Origin of the sequence: Polynucleobacter sp. MWH-Jannik1A5, assembly GCF_018881795.1 — a bacterium.
Lineage (GTDB): Bacteria > Pseudomonadota > Gammaproteobacteria > Burkholderiales > Burkholderiaceae > Polynucleobacter.
The window spans coordinates 1,661,243-1,677,823 of the sequence record NZ_JACVPQ010000001.1 but is presented as its reverse complement, the minus strand read 5'-3'; the positions used below and the strand labels follow the sequence as shown (position 1 = coordinate 1,677,823).

Sequence of the window (16,581 nt, the reverse complement as noted above, 5' to 3'; positions counted from 1 at the left end):
CATGTCAAATCCTTTCTTCGACCAAGTCGACTCCATCATTGCCAGAGACCCAGCTGCTCGGAACCGTCTTGAGGTCATTACTTGCTATCAAGGCCTGCATGCAGTTTGGTTGCATCGCATCTCTCACTTTTTATGGAATCTCGGTCTGAAATGGATCGCGCGCGTACTCTCAATGTTTTCGCGCTTTTTGACTGGTATTGAAATTCATCCTGGCGCTAAGATTGGTCGTCGAGTATTTCTCGATCACGGCCTTGGCATTGTGATTGGCGAGACCACTGAAATTGGCGATGATTGCACCATCTATCAGGGCGTAACGTTAGGTGGTACATCCCTTTACAAAGGTATTAAGCGCCATCCTACACTGGGTAAAGGTGTTGTAGTGAGTGCTGGCGCAAAAGTGCTCGGCGGCTTCACTGTGGGTGATGGTGCGCGCGTTGGATCGAATGCTGTTGTGCTCAAAGAGATTCCAGCAGGTGCTACTGCAGTTGGTATTCCTGCACGCATCTTGCATCCCGATTTGCCACAAAGCGCTGATAGTAAAACCAAAGAGTATTTCTCTGCTTATGGCATCACACCCAATATTGATGACCCTGTATCCATGGCCTTAAAAGGTTTGATTGATGCAACGATTGAGCAAGAAGCCAAAATTGCAGCGCTGGAAAAAGCCATTGCTAAGTTAAACAACACTCCGGGCGGTATAGATGCTGGCTCAAGCGATACTAAGCGTGATCTTGATGCCATCAAAGAATGGCTGAAGGAATAGATTTAATCAGCCCTCTAAAGCAAAAAAAGGAATAGCGCACTATTCCTTTTTTTATTTGCAGTAGCTTATTAATGCAGAGTACGTGGGCCCGCGTTGTTATCACCTAATACGCCACCTGGAAACTCTTCATCGTCATCACCATCATCGTCATTAGGCATGCCAAATGAAAAACTCTCACCACCTTCTGGATGACGATTCTCAATCTCATCATCAGTAGCAGCTCGGACATCTTCAACTTGTACCCAAAAACGTAAAGCCATTCCCGCTAAGGGATGGTTACCATCGAGCACCACTTGATTATCTGCAACATCGGTAACGGTATAAATCAATGGCTCATCATCGACATCATCTGCAGCCGCATCCTCTTCGGCATCAGGCACACCTTCAAATTGCATACCAACCTCTAAAGGCTCCGGAAAGCGTGTGCGTGGTTCAATTTTCAAAAGCTCAGGATCGTACTCTCCAAATGCCTCATTAGGCTCTAACTGGATCGTGGCTTCATAGCCAATATCCTGTCCATCGAGCAAAGTTTCAATTTTTGGAAAAGTACCCTCATAGCCACCGTGCAGGTATACCATCGGAGAATCTGGTTCTTCGATTACATTATTTTGTGCGTCGGTCAGCTTATAACGAAGGGATACGATAGTATTTTTTTCAATCTTCATGCGGAATTTGTCGAACATTCGGTTTTAATCAGTTTCTAAAAGCATTTATTTCTTTATGACATCATTTTACTTGAGCAAACCCTATCAACCGCCCCAAGCGCCCGCAAAGCTGCCTTTAGGCAAGTCCTGGGCCCTATTTGGTGGGATTAGCCCAGATCAGTTCATGGCTCAGTATTGGCACAAAAAGCCTCTACTGATCCGCAAGGCGATTCCGGCTTTTGCCCTATCCGCCGAAAATGGCGAACCGCTTGACAGCCCTATTCCAGCAAAGGAATTACTGCAATTTGCATCCAAGGATGAGGTGGGGTCCCGATTAGTCAAAGCGAAACCTTGGAGCTTTGAGCATGGTCCATTCTCCAAGCAAGCTATTCCTGCGATAGACAAGCCCAACTGGACTTTGTTGTTTCAAGGCATGGAAGCGCATCATCCAGCTGCGGCAAAAATACTATCTTGGTTTCGCTTCATTCCAGATGCTCGCCTTGATGATTTGATGATTAGTATTGCCGGAATTGGCGGTGGTGTTGGGCCTCACTTTGATTCATATGATGTCTTTCTGATTCAAATGTCAGGCAGAAGACAATGGCAGATTTCAGAGCAAAAGGACTTAAGCCTTAACCCCAAATTGCCTCTGAAAATTTTGCAGCACTTTAAGCCCGAACAAGAATGGATTCTGGAACCCGGTGACATGCTGTATTTACCGCCGCATATTGCGCATGATGGCATTGCCCTCGATCCTGGTTGCCAAACATGGTCAGTTGGATTTCGTTCCCCCAGCTTTAAAGAGTTACTACAAGAAGGCTTGTGGCGTTTAGCTGAGTCTCTTGAGGACATTCCGGAATTGGATCAAAAATTTGCAGACCCAAAACAAAGGGCTACCCTTAAAGCCGAGCAATTACCAAACGAACTTATTGAGCAACTGAGCAAGAAACTGAAAGATCTGAAGCTTGATCAAATTGATGGTTTTTTACCGGGTATTACAGCTTATTTATCTGAACCCAAACAACAAGCCATCTTTGAAACACCAGAAACCCCCCTGAACCCCAAACAGTTTGCTAAAACGCTTGAGGCCAACACTCTCATTCCTCATCCGCAAACCCGTATTTTGAACCTCAAGACGCAGGTGTATTGCAACGGGGAAAATATGACCAAGGGGCAAAGTCTCGCTACTGTAAGAGCCTGGCAGAAGCTGGCGGCACTTAAAAAGCTCCAGGCAAAACTACAAGGTCTTGATAAATCTAGTCTTTATGAAGCCTACTTAGCCGGATGGGTGATTTTTCAGTAGTGAATTTCGAGATGGATATAATAAATACTGGATACTACCTAGGGACTATCCCTTGGTTTTTCCAGAAAACAATTACCGGTAATTGTTGTTAATTTTTTTAAAGGAATTTACAAATGAAGAAGTCACTCGTACTCGCTGCTATGTTAGCAATCGCCTTGGCCGCTTGCGGTAAAAAAGAAGAAGCAAAGCCTGTTGAAGCCGCTCCTGCTGCTGCTCCAGCTGCTCCTGCTGCTGAAGCTCCTGCTGCCGCTCCTGCTGCACCAGCTGCTGCTCCTGCTGCTGACGCTAAGAAGTAATCTTCTTCATGAAGAAAAAAAGCCGCTGAAAAGCGGCTTTTTTATTTGCATTAAATCGCCTTACTTCGTCAGTTGATCAGTTAACAAAGTCAACAACTGGAAGCCTGCAGGTGTATTTTCAGGTTTGCCATCTGCATTTTGTACATACACATTGGCAGAATTCTCACCCGTGCTCTTCACAATCACCTGATACTTTTTAGCCTTCAGACTAGAGTCATCTTTGCTACTAAACAGATTTGAGAAGAATCCTTTGGTATCACCCAAATCTTTTGGATTAACGTAGCGCACAAAGTAAACACCAGCGGTACGGTTACGATCTTCTACTGTAAAGTTTGAGCGGTCCAAAGCTAAACCAACATCGCGCCAAGAACGATCAAAGCTCGCACTCAGTTCGATATAGCCCTGGTTAGGACCTTCTTGAACAAACTTCGCTTTAGGAGTCTTAGGACCAAGCGGCGCTGCAACCATTGCCTTCGCCTGCTCTTGCGTCATTCCCAAACGTTCCATGAGGCGCTGCAAAAATACTGCCTCAAGCTCTGGATCATTGGGGCGCGCAGTCCAAATGGTGTACAAACAGTTACCAGTGGTATCGGAGACGCACTTCTCTAAAGCGCCCTTTTGAGTAATATAAATTTCAGTTTCATTTGGCTTAGCAACTTCCAAACGGGTTTTATATTTATCGCGCTCACCAGTATCCGCTATTGAGTCTAAGACCTTATTCAGTGTTGATCGAATCCAGTCTTGCTGAATCTTCGCGCGATTTTCGGCCCAGTCGGTTTCCATAATGCCGGTAGATGGTGAGTCAACTACCAACAAGAAACCATTCTCTTGCCAGAAATCTTTAACTTGTGGATATAACTCAGCAGCAGGTTTTTCGACAACCAACCAACGTCTTTCACCATCTCGCGCAATACGCATGCCTGGAATACCAGTCATCACATTACTTCTCATCTGTATAGACTTCTTGGCGGCAGCATTGTATTCGGACATCGTAGCTGTACCGTCTTGAACAATATAGCGACGATCTGCTTGGGCAGTAATTAAGTCAGGTGGATACGATAAATTTGGACCGCGTACTGCACCAGCGCTCTTGTAGTCAACCGTATCGCTACTGGTCACTGACTTACATGAAGTTAACGCAACCGATGCAATCGAGAGCAAAGCCAAGATCGATAAATATCGACGGACTAATGGAAGCAAATTCATCATAATAAGTTGGCCTGTTTTAAAGCTGCCTTTAACGGCTCACGTAGGGAATTGCTTAAGGGAGTTAGCGGCAAACGAATGCCAGCAGTAATTTTGCCCATCTCATGCAGAGCCCATTTAACCGGGATCGGATTTGCTTCTGTAAACATGGCTTTGTGAACTGCAATCAATTGATATTGAATTTCACGAGTACGCTTTACATCATCTGACATGGCGGCAACACAGAGCTCATGCATTAAACGAGGCGCAATGTTGGCGGTAACTGAAATATTTCCTTTGCCACCCATCAACATCAGCATTGCAGCAGTGAGATCATCACCAGAAAACACGGAGAAGTCTTGATGACCGGCGCGTTTGAGATCATTAATTAATAAAGTGCCACGCTCCAAGCTACCAGTAGCTTCTTTAATGCCGATAATGCCTGGCACACCGGCCAAACGAACAACAGTATCGCCATTCAAATCAGCAACCGTTCTTCCAGGAACGTTATACAAAATAACTGGCAGATCTACTGACTCAGCAATCTTTTTAAAATGGGCATACATACCATCTTGGGTAGGTTTGTTGTAGTACGGAACTACTTGCAAGCTGGCATCTGCGCCTACTTGCTTCGCGTATTTGGTTAGCTCAATTGCTTCAATCGTAGAGTTGCCACCAGTACCAGCAATCACCGGAATGCGTCCAGCAATCTGCTCGACTGTTACGCGGATGAGTTCGCAATGCTCTTCAACTGAAACTGTAGGAGATTCACCGCTGGTGCCAACAATCACAATTCCGTCAGTACCTTCAGCGACATGCCAATCCAATAAGGAGCGCAGACTTTTGTAATCTAAGCTGCCATCTTCAAACATCGGAGTAACGATAGCGGGCATACTGCCAGCGATGGGCTTTTTACTACCTTTGGAATGAGCTGTATTTGTCACCGAATATGCACCGATTTTTAGCTGTCTTAACCCTGAAATTGTAACGGAATGCGCTGTTTTAGCTCACCTTTTACAGCGCATAGGCGCTGAACCATAGCTGGTTTGGGCTCATCCACATAAATATCCTCATAAGCCACTACTTTAAGCTCGTGGCGGGCTGCAAATGCGAGCAATTCCCCAGGATTTAGAAGGAAATTTGGGTTCGAAGGCTTACCAAATTCCCCATTGCCCAGGGCAAAAGTTTCATAGATTAAGACACCCCCTGCTTGCAGCATTTTGGGTAACTCGTCTAAATGTGGCCGATACAGGTAATTGGTTACAACAATAGCGCTGAAATCGCCCCCTATGAGGGGCCAATCCGCTTGCTCAAGATCGCAACTCTGGAGAGAAATCAGTGGGTGATTTAAAGATTCTAGTGCTGCAAGATTTTGGTCAACCGCCAATACCTGGTGACCTGCGTTTGCCAACCACTCTGAATGACGCCCAGATCCACAGGCAAGATCCAAAACAACACCATCCTTTGGAATGAGCGGGGAAAACCGCTTCACCCAAGGAGATGCATTGGAAATCACATCATGCGCATTAGGCAAGATCAATCCTCAATCGTAAGCCAGTCCCATAGACTCGCGAACCTCACGCATAGTTTCTTGAGCAACCTTGCGTGCTTTATCGCAACCATCGGCAATGATGGACCGTAGCAAACTAGGATCATCTAAATACTTCTGTGCACGCTCAAACATGGGTTGCTGCTCAGCCAGAATCGCATCTATAACAGGCTGCTTGCACTCCAGGCAGCCAATGCCAGCGGATTTACAACCCTTATCCACCCACTGCTTGGTCTCCTCATTAGAGTAGACGGTATGGAGCTGCCAAACTGGGCAACGTGCTGGGTCACCAACGTCGGTTCTACGAACGCGAGCAGGATCTGTAGGCATCGTGCGAATCTTCTTAATCACATCCTCCGGATTTTCACGAATGCTAATCGTATTGCCATAAGACTTGGACATCTTCTGTCCATCAATACCAGGCATGCGAGAGGCCGTAGTCAATAATGCCTGGGGTTCTGGCAGAATAATTTTGCGCGCACCCTCCAAGAAACCAAAAAGCCTTTCGCGGTCAGCCATGGATAAACTTTGCGCTTCATGGAGCAATGCTTTAGCTTGCTCTAACGCCTCATCATCACCACGCTCCTGATATGCCACTCGTAACTCCGCATACATCTTGGCGCGCTTGCTTCCTAATTTTTTAACGGCCTCTAAAGCCTTTTCTTCAAAACCAGGCTCACGTCCATATAAATAATTAAAGCGACGTGCCACTTCGCGAGTCATCTCAACGTGGGGAACTTGATCTTCGCCTACAGGAACAAACTGAGCGCGATAGATCAATATATCTGCGGCTTGGAGCAATGGATAGCCCAAGAAACCATAGGTTTGCAGGTCTTTTTCTTTGAGCTTTTCAATCTGATCTTTATAGGTTGGCACCCGCTCCAACCAACCCAATGGGGTACCCATTGAAAGCAATAAAAATAGTTCGGCATGCTCAGGCACTTTGCTCTGAATAAACAAAGTGGCTTGGTTTGGATCTACGCCAGTTGCCAACCAATCAATCACCATATCCCATACGGATTGCTCAATCACATCTGGGGTTTCATAGTGGGTAGTTAGTGCATGCCAATCGGCTACAAAAAAGAAACAGGGGTATTCAGACTGCAAACGTACCCAGTTCTTTAAAACACCGTGGTAGTGACCTAAGTGCAAATTACCGGTTGGGCGCATACCAGAGAGAACGCGTTCAGCAAACATCTGTATTTTTTTCTATGTGATTAATTATTTAGTGGAAGGCAGACCATACTGGAGTCAGGTGGTCTGGTAAGTGTGGCAAATTACCTAAGTCAATGTGGCTCTCGTTCGGGTCATGAAAGTCTGAACCGCGAGACGCTAAGAAACCATATTGCTGAGCAATCTTTGCAAAAGTTTTATATTGATCTGGACTGTGACTGCCGGTAATCACCTCAATGGCCAGGCCGCCAAGATCTTTAAAGTGCTTGTAAAGCTCGTCCATCTGCATTGCATTCAGTCTACTGTAACGACCGGGATGGGCAATAACGGCCACACCCCCTGCCGACTTAATCCAGTGAACTGCATTATCCAAGTTCGCCCACTGATGCGGGACATATCCCGGCTTTCCTTCAATTAAGTAATTCTTGAATACATGTTCAGTATTGCGGCATACGCCCTGCTCCACTAAAAAACGTGCGAAGTGGGTTCTAGAAATTAAGTCGTGGTTACCTGCGAAATGCAGTGCCCCCTCATAAGCACCCGCAATACCGACTTTAAGTAATTGCTCAGCCATCAATTTGGCGCGATTTGCACGACCATCTCGCGTTTGACGCAAACCTTCAATAATTCCAGCATGCTCTGCATCAATTCCAAGACCGACAATGTGAATGGTCTCACCCATCCAGGTGACAGAAATTTCTACTCCAGCAAGGTAATCAATTTGTAATGCGCTAGCTGCCTCTCGGGCACGCTTCTGTCCACCCAACTCGTCATGGTCAGTCAGAGCCCATAAATGCACTCCATTTGCTTTGGCGCGCTCGGCCAATTCTTCGGGCGTCAAAGTGCCGTCAGAAATCACTGAATGGCAATGCAAATCGGCATTTAGGGGTGAAAAGCTACTCATGACCCTATTTTAGGTCAAGCTGGTATCAATTACCCGACGCGGAGCATCGAGGTAGTCACGAGACTGCATCTCGATCAAACGGGACACGGTTCTGGAGAATTCAGCGGTAATTTGACCCTCGGTATACAAATCCGGGGCTGGGACCTCAGCAGAAATGATGAGCTTGATCTTATGGTCGTATAGGACATCAATGAGCCAAATAAAACGACGGGCTTCGTTAGTCATTCTAGGTGGCATATAGGGCACCCCCGACAGAATGACCGTATGAAACTGGTTAGCAATCTCCAGGTAATCATTTTGAGAGCGTGGGCCGCAGCACAGAGTTTTGAAGTCAAACCAAACTACGCCATCAGCCATATGCAAGGGGCGCAATTCGCGGGACTCAATATTTAAAATAGGATTGCGCGTCTCTTTTTGATTGCCAATCAGCGTTTGAAACATTTGACCCAAGGTCGCTTGTGTTTCAGCATTGACAGGAGTTAGGTAGGCCTCAACTTGGGCCATCTGTACGCGACGGTAGTCATTGCCAGCATCAACGTTTAATACATCTAATTTTTCTTCCAGCAATTTAATCGCAGGAATCAATCGATCGCGGTGTAAACCATTGGGATACAACTGATCAGGACGATAGTTTGACGTCATCACAAACTGCACGCGGTCTGCAAAAAGTGCGTCAAGCAAGCGATACAAAATCATTGCATCAGCGATGTCATTGATATGAAATTCATCGAAGCAAATCAAACGATAACGATTGGAGATGCGCTTAGCTAATTCATCTAGCGGATCTGATAGGCCTGATAACTCATGGAGCTCACGATGGACTTCGCGCATGAACTCATGAAAATGAATGCGGATCTTTTTTTCTAGTGGCGAAGCTGCATAAAAGCAGTCCATTAAGAAAGACTTACCGCGTCCTACCCCACCCCATAAGTACAGACCACGTGGGAGATTCGGCTTGAATATCTTTTTCTTTAGGGTATTACTGCGGATTTCCTTGTATGCAATCCACTCGTCTTCGCATTTCTGTAGACGCTCTACAGCGCGAAGCTGCGCGGGATCACTCTGATACCCGCGCGTCTTTAACTCTTGTTGGTAAAACTCAATGGTTTTCAATTACATATTTAATGCACGTGAGTCTGTCGCTAACGCTGCTTCGCGCATCACTTCAGACAAACTTGGATGTGCATGACAGATACGAGCAATATCTTCTGCTGCTGCTTTGAATTCCATAGCTACTGCCGCTTCAGCAATGAGGTCAGAAGCATTAGCACCGATGATGTGTACGCCAAGGATTTCGTCTGTCTTAGCATCAGCCAATACTTTGATGAAACCATCAGCACGACCCATACCTAATGCACGGCCGTTAGCAGCAAATGGGAACTGACCTGCTTTATAAGCAACACCAGCTTCTTTGAGAGCTTGCTCTGTTTTACCAACCCATGCAATCTCTGGATCAGTGTAAATAACCCAAGGAATGCAGTTGTAATCGATATGTGGTTTTTGACCAGCAATCACCTCAGCAACCAAGACACCTTCGTCTTCTGCTTTGTGTGCCAACATTGGTCCACGAACTACGTCACCAACAGCGTACACGCCAGGTGCTGCAGTCGCGCAAGTGTGATCATCAATAGGAATGAAGCCACGCTCATCCACTTTGAGGCCAATCTTGTCTAAACCTAATTTGTCAGTGTTTGGCACACGACCCACTGAAACAATTAAGCGGTCACATTCCAACTTAGCAGCTTTACCAGCGCTGTCAGTGTAATTAACTACTACACCTTTCTTATCAGCCTTCACATCGCCAATTTTGACGCCAGTGTTAATGCTCAAGCCTTGTTTTGCAAAAAGCTTCTGCGCTTCTTTAGCGATACCTGCGTCGCAAGCAGCTAAGAATGAAGGCATTGCTTCCAGCACGGTTACTTCAGCACCGAGACGACGCCATACAGAACCCAACTCTAAGCCAATCACGCCTGCACCAATTACGCCTAATTTCTTAGGAGCAGAATCAAACTTCAAGGCACCTTCGTTATCGCAAATCAATACGTTATCTACAGCGATACCCGGAAGATGACGCGCCTTAGAACCAGTTGCAATGATGACATTCTTTGCAGTAACGGTTTCTTTGTCTTTGCCATCAATCTTCACTTGATAACCATCAGCACCCTTGCCTTCAAATGACGCATGGCCTTTTAATAAAGTGATTTTGTTCTTGCGGAACAAGTACTGAATACCACCAGTCATCTTGGTAACGATGTCATCTTTTCGGGCGATCATCTTCTTAGAGTCGATGCTTACAGCACCCACTTTAATTCCGTGATCAGCAGCATGATGATTGATCTTCTCGAATTCCTCAGAAGAGGCCAACAAGGCCTTAGAAGGAATACAACCAACGTTCAAGCATGTACCACCTAAACGTGGCTCACCCTTAGGATCATCATAAGAACTAGATTCAGCACAGGCAACCTTAAAACCAAGTTGCGCTGCACGAATTGCGGCGATGTAGCCACCAGGGCCACCACCAATAACTACTACGTCAAAAGCTTGGCTCATGATCTTCCCTTCTTACAAATCAAGGAGAAGACGTGAAGGATCTTCCAACGCATCCTTCATAGCAACCAAACCAAGCACAGCCTCACGGCCGTCAATGATGCGGTGATCGTATGACAAAGCAAGGTAGTTAATTGGGCGAACAACTACTTGACCGTTTTCAACAACAGCACGGTCTTTAGTAGCATGGATACCCAAAATAGCGGATTGAGGTGGGTTGATGATCGGAGTAGAAAGCATGGAGCCGAATACGCCACCGTTAGAGATGGAGAATGTACCGCCAGTCAACTCTTCAATAGACAACTTACCTTCACGAGCTTTAGTACCAAACTCAGCAATCTTCTTCTCTATATCAGCCAAATTCATTTGGTCAACGTCACGCAAAATTGGAACTACCAAGCCACGTGGTGAGCTCACAGCGATACCGATATCAAAGTAACCGTGGTAAACGATGTCATTACCGTCAACAGAAGCATTCAAGAGTGGGAATTTCTTCAAAGCGTGTGTCGCTGCTTTTACGAAGAAAGACATGAAGCCTAACTTCACGCCATGGGTTTTCTCAAACTGGTCTTTGTACTTATTACGCAAAGCAATCACTGGACCCATGTTGACTTCATTGAATGTAGTCAAGATGGCGTTGTTTGCTTGAGACTCGAGCAAACGCTCAGCAATACGAGCGCGCAAGCGGCTCATTGGAACGCGCTCTTCTGGACGATCGCCCATTGGAATTGGTGCGCTTGGCAATGCAGCAGACTTAGCGCCACCTGCAGAAGCATTCAATGCATCACCTTTAGTGATACGACCATCTCGCCCAGAACCGGCAACTTGACCAGCCTCGACACCCTTCTCAGCAAGAATTTTTGCAGCTGAAGGAGCTGCGGCTGCGCCAGCTTTAGCTGCAGGAGCGGCTGCTTTAGCCGGTGCTGCGGCTGCAGGAGCAGCAGCTGGTGCAGGTGCGGCAGCAGCAGGAGCTGCAGCTGCAACAGCAGTGCTGTCGATCTTCGCAATCAACTGCTCAGCAACAACGGTGCCGCCGTCAGCAACAACGATCTCCGTGAGCACGCCAGCTGATGGAGCTGGTACTTCGAGAACCACTTTATCTGTTTCGATTTCGATCAAGATCTCATCTTGACCAACAGCGTCGCCAACCTTCTTTTTCCATTGCAACAAAGTTGCTTCAGCAACTGACTCTGAGAGTTGGGGAACTTTAACTTCGAAAATAGCCATGATTAATCCTGTTTATATATATGTGTGTATGTTGAGTTATGAATACGATTATTTCGTAATCACGTAACCTTTGAGTTTGGCAAATGCCGCATTCAGTAAAGACTTCTGCTGTTCTTGGTGGAGATGTGCATAACCACAAGCTGGTGACGCTGATGCAGGACGGCCCGCATAGCCCAACTTCATGCCATCAGACATGTTTTCCAAGATATTGTGTTGCACAAAGAACCAAGCACCTTGGTTTTGTGGCTCGTCCTGACACCATACAACCTCTTCTAGCTTTGGATACTTCTTCAATTCAGCAGTCAATGCTTTGTGCGGGAATGGATACAGCTGCTCCAAGCGAATAATGGCAACATCACCAATCTTCTTCTCGGCGCGTTGCTTCACCAAGTCGTAATAGACCTTGCCAGAACACATTACCAAGCGGGTAACCTGCTTAGCGTCGATAGATTCATCGCGTTCACCAATTACAGTTTGGAAGCCACCTTTTGTAAATTCAGATAAAGGTGATGCAGCTTCTTTATTACGCAGCAATGATTTTGGAGTCATCAAGATCAGCGGCTTGCGGAACTGACGAATCATTTGACGACGTAATACATGGAAGATTTGCGCTGCAGTAGTCGGCTGAATGACTTGCATATTGGTATCGGCGCACAACTGCATGAAACGCTCAAGACGTGCTGAGGAATGCTCAGGTCCTTGACCTTCATAACCATGCGGCAACATCATTACCAAGCCGTTAGCACGACCCCACTTCACTTCGCCAGAGGCGATGAACTGGTCGATAACCACTTGAGCACCGTTTGCGAAGTCACCGAACTGGGCTTCCCAAATAGTTAAAGTGTTTGGCTCTGCTGCTGCGTAACCGTATTCAAATCCAAGCACTGCTTCTTCGGAAAGAATGGAGTCAATCACCACAAACGGAGCTTGATCTTTAGTAACGTGCTGGAGTGCGATATAGGTGCCGGTATCCCACTTCTCACGGTTTTGCTCATGCAATACCGCGTGACGGTGGGTAAAGGTACCGCGTCCACTATCTTCACCAGATAAACGAACTGGATAGCCACTTGCAACTAAGGATGCGAAAGCCATGTGCTCACCCATACCCCAGTCAACATTTGCCTCGCCACGTCCCATTGCAGCGCGGTCGTTATAAACCTTCGCAACTAATGGATGCGCTTTAAAGCCTTCTGGAATAGTGGAGATCTTTTCAGCCAATCGCTTCCACTCTGTCAATGGAATTGCAGTATCAGCTTCATCAGTCCACTTCTTATTTAAGAATGGGGACCAATCCACGGCAAACTTGCCTTTGAAATTACTCAATACTGGATCAGACGTTTGCTTACCTTCATCCATTGCAGCGCGATACTCTTTAACCATCAGGTCACCAGTACCGGCCGGCAATACACCTTGAGTTTCTAACTTGTCAGCATAGAGCTTGCGGGTACCAGGGTGTGCAGCAATGATTTTGTACATTAACGGCTGAGTCATTGCAGGCGTATCTTGCTCGTTATGGCCAAGCTTACGGAAGCAGATGATATCGATCGCTACGTCTTTATGGAACTTCATGCGGAACTCAACAGCCAACTTGGTTGCCAAGACCACCGCTTCAGGATCATCGCCGTTCACGTGCAATACAGGGGCATCAACAATCTTCATGATGTCCGTGCAATACAAGCTAGAACGCAAGTCACGCGGGTCAGAAGTTGTGAAACCAATTTGGTTATTAATCACGATGTGCACTGTGCCACCGGTTGAGTAACCACGAACCTCAGACATCGCTAAAGTTTCTTGCATCACACCCTGACCAGCAATCGCAGCGTCACCATGAACCAAGATTGGCATCACTTGATCACCCAACATATCACCGCGACGCTCCATACGAGCACGTGCAGAACCTTCAACTACTGGGTTAACGATCTCTAAATGGGATGGGTTAAATGCCAACGACAAATGAACCGGGCCGCCAGGAGTCGAAATATCGCTTGAGAAACCTTGGTGATACTTCACGTCACCCGCAGGCAATGTTTCAGGACCTTTGTGCTCAAACTCAGCAAACAAGTCTTTAGGCATTTTGCCCAAGGTGTTTACCAATACGTTGAGACGACCACGGTGGGCCATACCAATTACGATCTCTTGAACACCCTTATTACCCGCATCACGAATCAACTCGTCCATACAGGCAATAAAGCTCTCACCACCCTCAAGGGAGAAGCGCTTTTGACCTACATACTTTGCCTGGAGGTAACGCTCAAGGCCTTCAGCAGCAGTCACACGATCCAAGATCTGACGCTTTTCATCCACATTAAATTGTGGGGTTGAGCGAATGGACTCCAACTTCTCTTGCCACCACTTCTTAATTTTTTGATCGGCAATAAACATGAACTCGACACCAATCGTGCCGCAATAGGTTTCGCGCAATGCCTGGAGCAAATCGCGCAGAGACATTTCGTTCTTGCCGAAGAATGTATTACTTGTATTGAAGACGATATCCATATCGCCATCAGTAAAGCCATAGAAAGCGGGATCTAACTCAGGAATATCCTGGCGCTCTGTCCGCTTCAATGGATCTAAGTTTGCCCAGCGATTGCCGACGTTACGATACGCGGCAATTAACTGCTGAACAGCAACGCGTTTGCGGCCCATCTCTGAGTCAGCCGAATCAGAAATCGTTCTGATTGGACCTTGCTTAGCGCGCTCAGCAAATGAAGCAACAATCGGTCCGTGTGCAATATCAGTTCGAGATGAACCATCAACTGCTGGAACCTGTTTCACGTTATCGAAATAATCTCGCCAATGATCAGCTACGGAAGCTGGATCGTGCAAGTAAGATTCGTAGAGTTCCTCTACGTAGGGGGCGTTTCCGCCGAAGAGATAGGAATTATCTCTTTGATCCTGCATCATGATGCTCACCTTTCATCGGGTTTCCCGATTAAAAACTGTGGTTAAAACCATCCGCTCTACGGCTATACCGCTTCACGAATTGATCTGTGCAAATACCGGTACTACGACAGTAATTTAACACGAATGACCATTGATACATAAAGGGCTTTCCCTGATTTAAGGGGTTTTGGGGGTATCCCCCTATTTTGAGCAATTAATAAGAAGTTTCCTACCTTGCTTTAAAGATTTGCCGACAGATTCAAATGATTTTGATTTTTATTCTCTAAATCTTCAAACAAATAAATGAAATTAAGGGAAATATGAAATCAATGACCCCAGAAACTGAATACCTCAGCACCCGTCAAAGCGCCAAGATTTTGCAAGTTTCCTTGGGTACCGTTCAAAAAATGGTTGAATTAGGTGAGTTAATCGCCTGGAAAACTCGTGGCGGCCATCGACGCATATTAGCAAGCTCTCTAGATCAGCAGCTACAGCGAAGAAAGAGAGCTATGCGGCAAAAGACCACTCAGAACTGCATTGCCATGGGAATCTTTAGAAGATCTGAAAATGGGCAAGAATTAATAGATGCCATTGCCGATTGGCAGCTCAAAGTGGACATGGAGATGGCAGTCGATAGCCTAGAGGGCCTGATGAAGGCTGTTTCAATAGCCCCCGATTTAATCTTTTTAGATGCCCTCATTCCGCCGGTAGAGCAAGTACATTTGATCCATTATTTGAGTAAAAACAAGGACACACAGCGTATACCTATTCTAGTAGATGAAGGTTTTATCAAACTTCATCCAGGGGTAGTCACTCTGGTTGATGAGAATTCCGGGGGCAAGCCCCCATTAAGCGAAAGCATCAAAAAGGAGCTGGAAAATGGCTTAATTGACATGAATCCCCTCATTATTGGCTACCCAGCCACCAATCCTGAGATAGAAGGCAGCTGGGCACATGGAAGTAGACATGAGCTACTTGAGCCCCTCTTTGTTGAGGCCCTCACTAGAAAGTGCGCATAGCGCGCATTAGATACAAAGGAAATGATAAAGGCCGCTATTAGCGGCCTTTATCCTAAAACTCAATTAATACAGTAACTTAGATTAAATAGCTACTACGATCCCTGCCCTCGATCCATTTAGGAGCTTTGCCGCGACCGGTCCAAGTTTCGCCTGTGGACGGGTTACGGTATTTAGGGGCAACCTTGCCACCAGCACTCTTAGCGCCCGCTTTACGGCTAAATAGGTCTGAGGCGCTCAATCCATATTGCTCAATAATGAGCTTGGCTTTGGCAATACCATCTGCCTTTTCTAGGGCAATTGCTTCTTTAATCTGTTTATCCAACTGTTCGCGTTGGGCTAAAAGCTCTTTATAAGAAGGCATATTCTTTTTACTCTCCAAATAATATGTTGTTTTATACGGTAGATATAAACCGTATTAGAGAGTAATTATATATAAATTAATTTATCTAGCAATATATATTATTGGGATTATTAACCTATATTTATCAGTGCTATATCTATTAAATTAAATAAAAGACATAATCTTTATAAATACTATAGATAATTAAGTTCAGCTTGATTTTCTCAACATGAAAGTACCGCTGGATTTGGCCGTAATCTCCCCAGCCTCATTTAAGACAATCGCTTCACAGTAATTAATGGTTTTACCTGGTTTCAATATAGTGCCCTCAACGGCGATTTTGCCAACGCTGGGACGTAAGAAGCTAACGGCCATATCAATGGTCATGGCACCCAAAGGCACGTCGGTCGTACTTCTGGCTGCAGCACCCATCGCAAAATCAAGCAAAGTCATGATCACGCCGCCATGAGCGATACCAAAGCTATTCTCATACTCAGGTCTAATTTCCAGGCTAATCCGTGATTTGCCATCTTTCGCATACTCTGGGACTACACCTAAATGAGCCAAAAAAGGAATCTTGAGGCCAAAATACTCAATAGATTTATCAGTGCTTGTCATGGAATCGATTTTGAAATGATGAGAAGAAATTGTATGGTCGGGGCGAGAGGATTTGAACCTCCGACCACATGCACCCCATGCATGTACGCTACCAGGCTGCGCTACGCCCCGACGAAAGACAAAATTGTAT

At 46.0% G+C, this 16,581-nt stretch carries 16 protein-coding genes and 1 tRNA gene; 4 read left to right on the top strand and 13 right to left on the bottom strand.

The features are described from left to right. Position 1: 1 nt before the first annotated feature. Complete coding sequence (cysE, locus tag ICN23_RS08575; protein ID WP_216231728.1) at positions 2-763, top strand: serine O-acetyltransferase; 762 nt, start codon at positions 2-4, stop codon at positions 761-763. Positions 764-831: 68 nt separating this feature from the next. On the opposite strand, the gene ICN23_RS08570 is transcribed toward cysE, so the two are convergent. Further along, positions 832-1,428: a peptidylprolyl isomerase gene (locus tag ICN23_RS08570; RefSeq protein ID WP_216231982.1), complete on the bottom strand. Its 597-nt coding sequence runs from the start codon at positions 1,426-1,428 to the stop codon at positions 832-834. A 55-nt stretch (positions 1,429-1,483) separates the two neighbouring features. On the opposite strand from ICN23_RS08570, the gene ICN23_RS08565 reads away from it, so the two are divergent. Beyond that, entirely contained in the window at positions 1,484-2,710 is a 1,227-nt protein-coding gene (locus ICN23_RS08565) for a cupin domain-containing protein (RefSeq protein WP_216231727.1), read from the top strand. Positions 2,711-2,823: 113 nt separating this feature from the next. Then, the gene (locus tag ICN23_RS08560) at positions 2,824-3,006 is read left to right on the top strand and encodes a hypothetical protein (protein WP_216231726.1); all 183 of its coding nucleotides are present in this window, start codon (positions 2,824-2,826) and stop codon (positions 3,004-3,006) included. 60 nt (positions 3,007-3,066) lie between these two features. Here the strand turns inward: ICN23_RS08560 and bamC are convergent, their stop codons facing one another. From bamC to ICN23_RS08515, 9 genes are all read right to left on the bottom strand, one after another. After that, entirely contained in the window at positions 3,067-4,212 is a 1,146-nt protein-coding gene (bamC, locus tag ICN23_RS08555; protein WP_216231981.1) for an outer membrane protein assembly factor BamC, read from the bottom strand. Then, positions 4,212-5,084, bottom strand: coding sequence for a 4-hydroxy-tetrahydrodipicolinate synthase (dapA, locus tag ICN23_RS08550; RefSeq protein WP_216231980.1), 873 nt, complete (start codon positions 5,082-5,084; stop codon positions 4,212-4,214). Before dapA ends, bamC begins: the two co-directional genes overlap by 1 nt. Before the next feature lie 77 nt (positions 5,085-5,161). After that, a complete protein-coding gene (locus ICN23_RS08545; protein ID WP_255532737.1) occupies positions 5,162-5,725 on the bottom strand; it encodes a bifunctional 2-polyprenyl-6-hydroxyphenol methylase/3-demethylubiquinol 3-O-methyltransferase UbiG in 564 nt (187 codons plus the stop codon). Between the two features lie 9 nt (positions 5,726-5,734). Continuing rightward, positions 5,735-6,937, bottom strand: a complete 1,203-nt coding sequence (locus ICN23_RS08540) for a tryptophan--tRNA ligase (RefSeq protein WP_216231725.1) — start codon at positions 6,935-6,937, stop codon at positions 5,735-5,737. 28 nt (positions 6,938-6,965) lie between these two features. Next, the gene (locus tag ICN23_RS08535) at positions 6,966-7,817 is read right to left on the bottom strand and encodes a 3',5'-nucleoside bisphosphate phosphatase (protein WP_216231724.1); all 852 of its coding nucleotides are present in this window, start codon (positions 7,815-7,817) and stop codon (positions 6,966-6,968) included. A 9-nt stretch (positions 7,818-7,826) separates the two neighbouring features. Continuing rightward, positions 7,827-8,930: a cell division protein ZapE gene (gene zapE / locus ICN23_RS08530; protein WP_216231723.1), complete on the bottom strand. Its 1,104-nt coding sequence runs from the start codon at positions 8,928-8,930 to the stop codon at positions 7,827-7,829. Beyond that, on the bottom strand, positions 8,931-10,367 hold the full coding sequence (lpdA, locus tag ICN23_RS08525) for a dihydrolipoyl dehydrogenase (RefSeq protein WP_216231722.1): 1,437 nt from the start codon (positions 10,365-10,367) through the stop codon (positions 8,931-8,933). It lies immediately after the preceding gene. Between the two features lie 12 nt (positions 10,368-10,379). Continuing rightward, positions 10,380-11,591, bottom strand: a complete 1,212-nt coding sequence (odhB, locus tag ICN23_RS08520) for a 2-oxoglutarate dehydrogenase complex dihydrolipoyllysine-residue succinyltransferase (protein WP_216231721.1) — start codon at positions 11,589-11,591, stop codon at positions 10,380-10,382. 48 nt (positions 11,592-11,639) lie between these two features. Then, positions 11,640-14,495: a 2-oxoglutarate dehydrogenase E1 component gene (locus ICN23_RS08515; RefSeq protein WP_216231720.1), complete on the bottom strand. Its 2,856-nt coding sequence runs from the start codon at positions 14,493-14,495 to the stop codon at positions 11,640-11,642. 299 nt (positions 14,496-14,794) lie between these two features. On the opposite strand from ICN23_RS08515, the gene ICN23_RS08510 reads away from it, so the two are divergent. Then, on the top strand, positions 14,795-15,493 hold the full coding sequence (locus ICN23_RS08510) for a helix-turn-helix domain-containing protein (protein WP_216231719.1): 699 nt from the start codon (positions 14,795-14,797) through the stop codon (positions 15,491-15,493). Between the two features lie 76 nt (positions 15,494-15,569). Here the strand turns inward: ICN23_RS08510 and ICN23_RS08505 are convergent, their stop codons facing one another. The 3 genes from ICN23_RS08505 to ICN23_RS08495 form a co-directional block, all read right to left on the bottom strand. Then, positions 15,570-15,854 (bottom strand): H-NS family nucleoid-associated regulatory protein, encoded by a 285-nt coding sequence (locus tag ICN23_RS08505; protein ID WP_216231718.1) that lies wholly within the window; start codon positions 15,852-15,854, stop codon positions 15,570-15,572. A gap of 189 nt (positions 15,855-16,043) precedes the next feature. Further along, positions 16,044-16,451: a PaaI family thioesterase gene (locus ICN23_RS08500; protein WP_216231717.1), complete on the bottom strand. Its 408-nt coding sequence runs from the start codon at positions 16,449-16,451 to the stop codon at positions 16,044-16,046. A 34-nt stretch (positions 16,452-16,485) separates the two neighbouring features. Then, positions 16,486-16,562: transfer RNA gene (locus ICN23_RS08495), tRNA-Pro, on the bottom strand. Between the last annotated feature and the right edge of the window lie 19 nt (positions 16,563-16,581).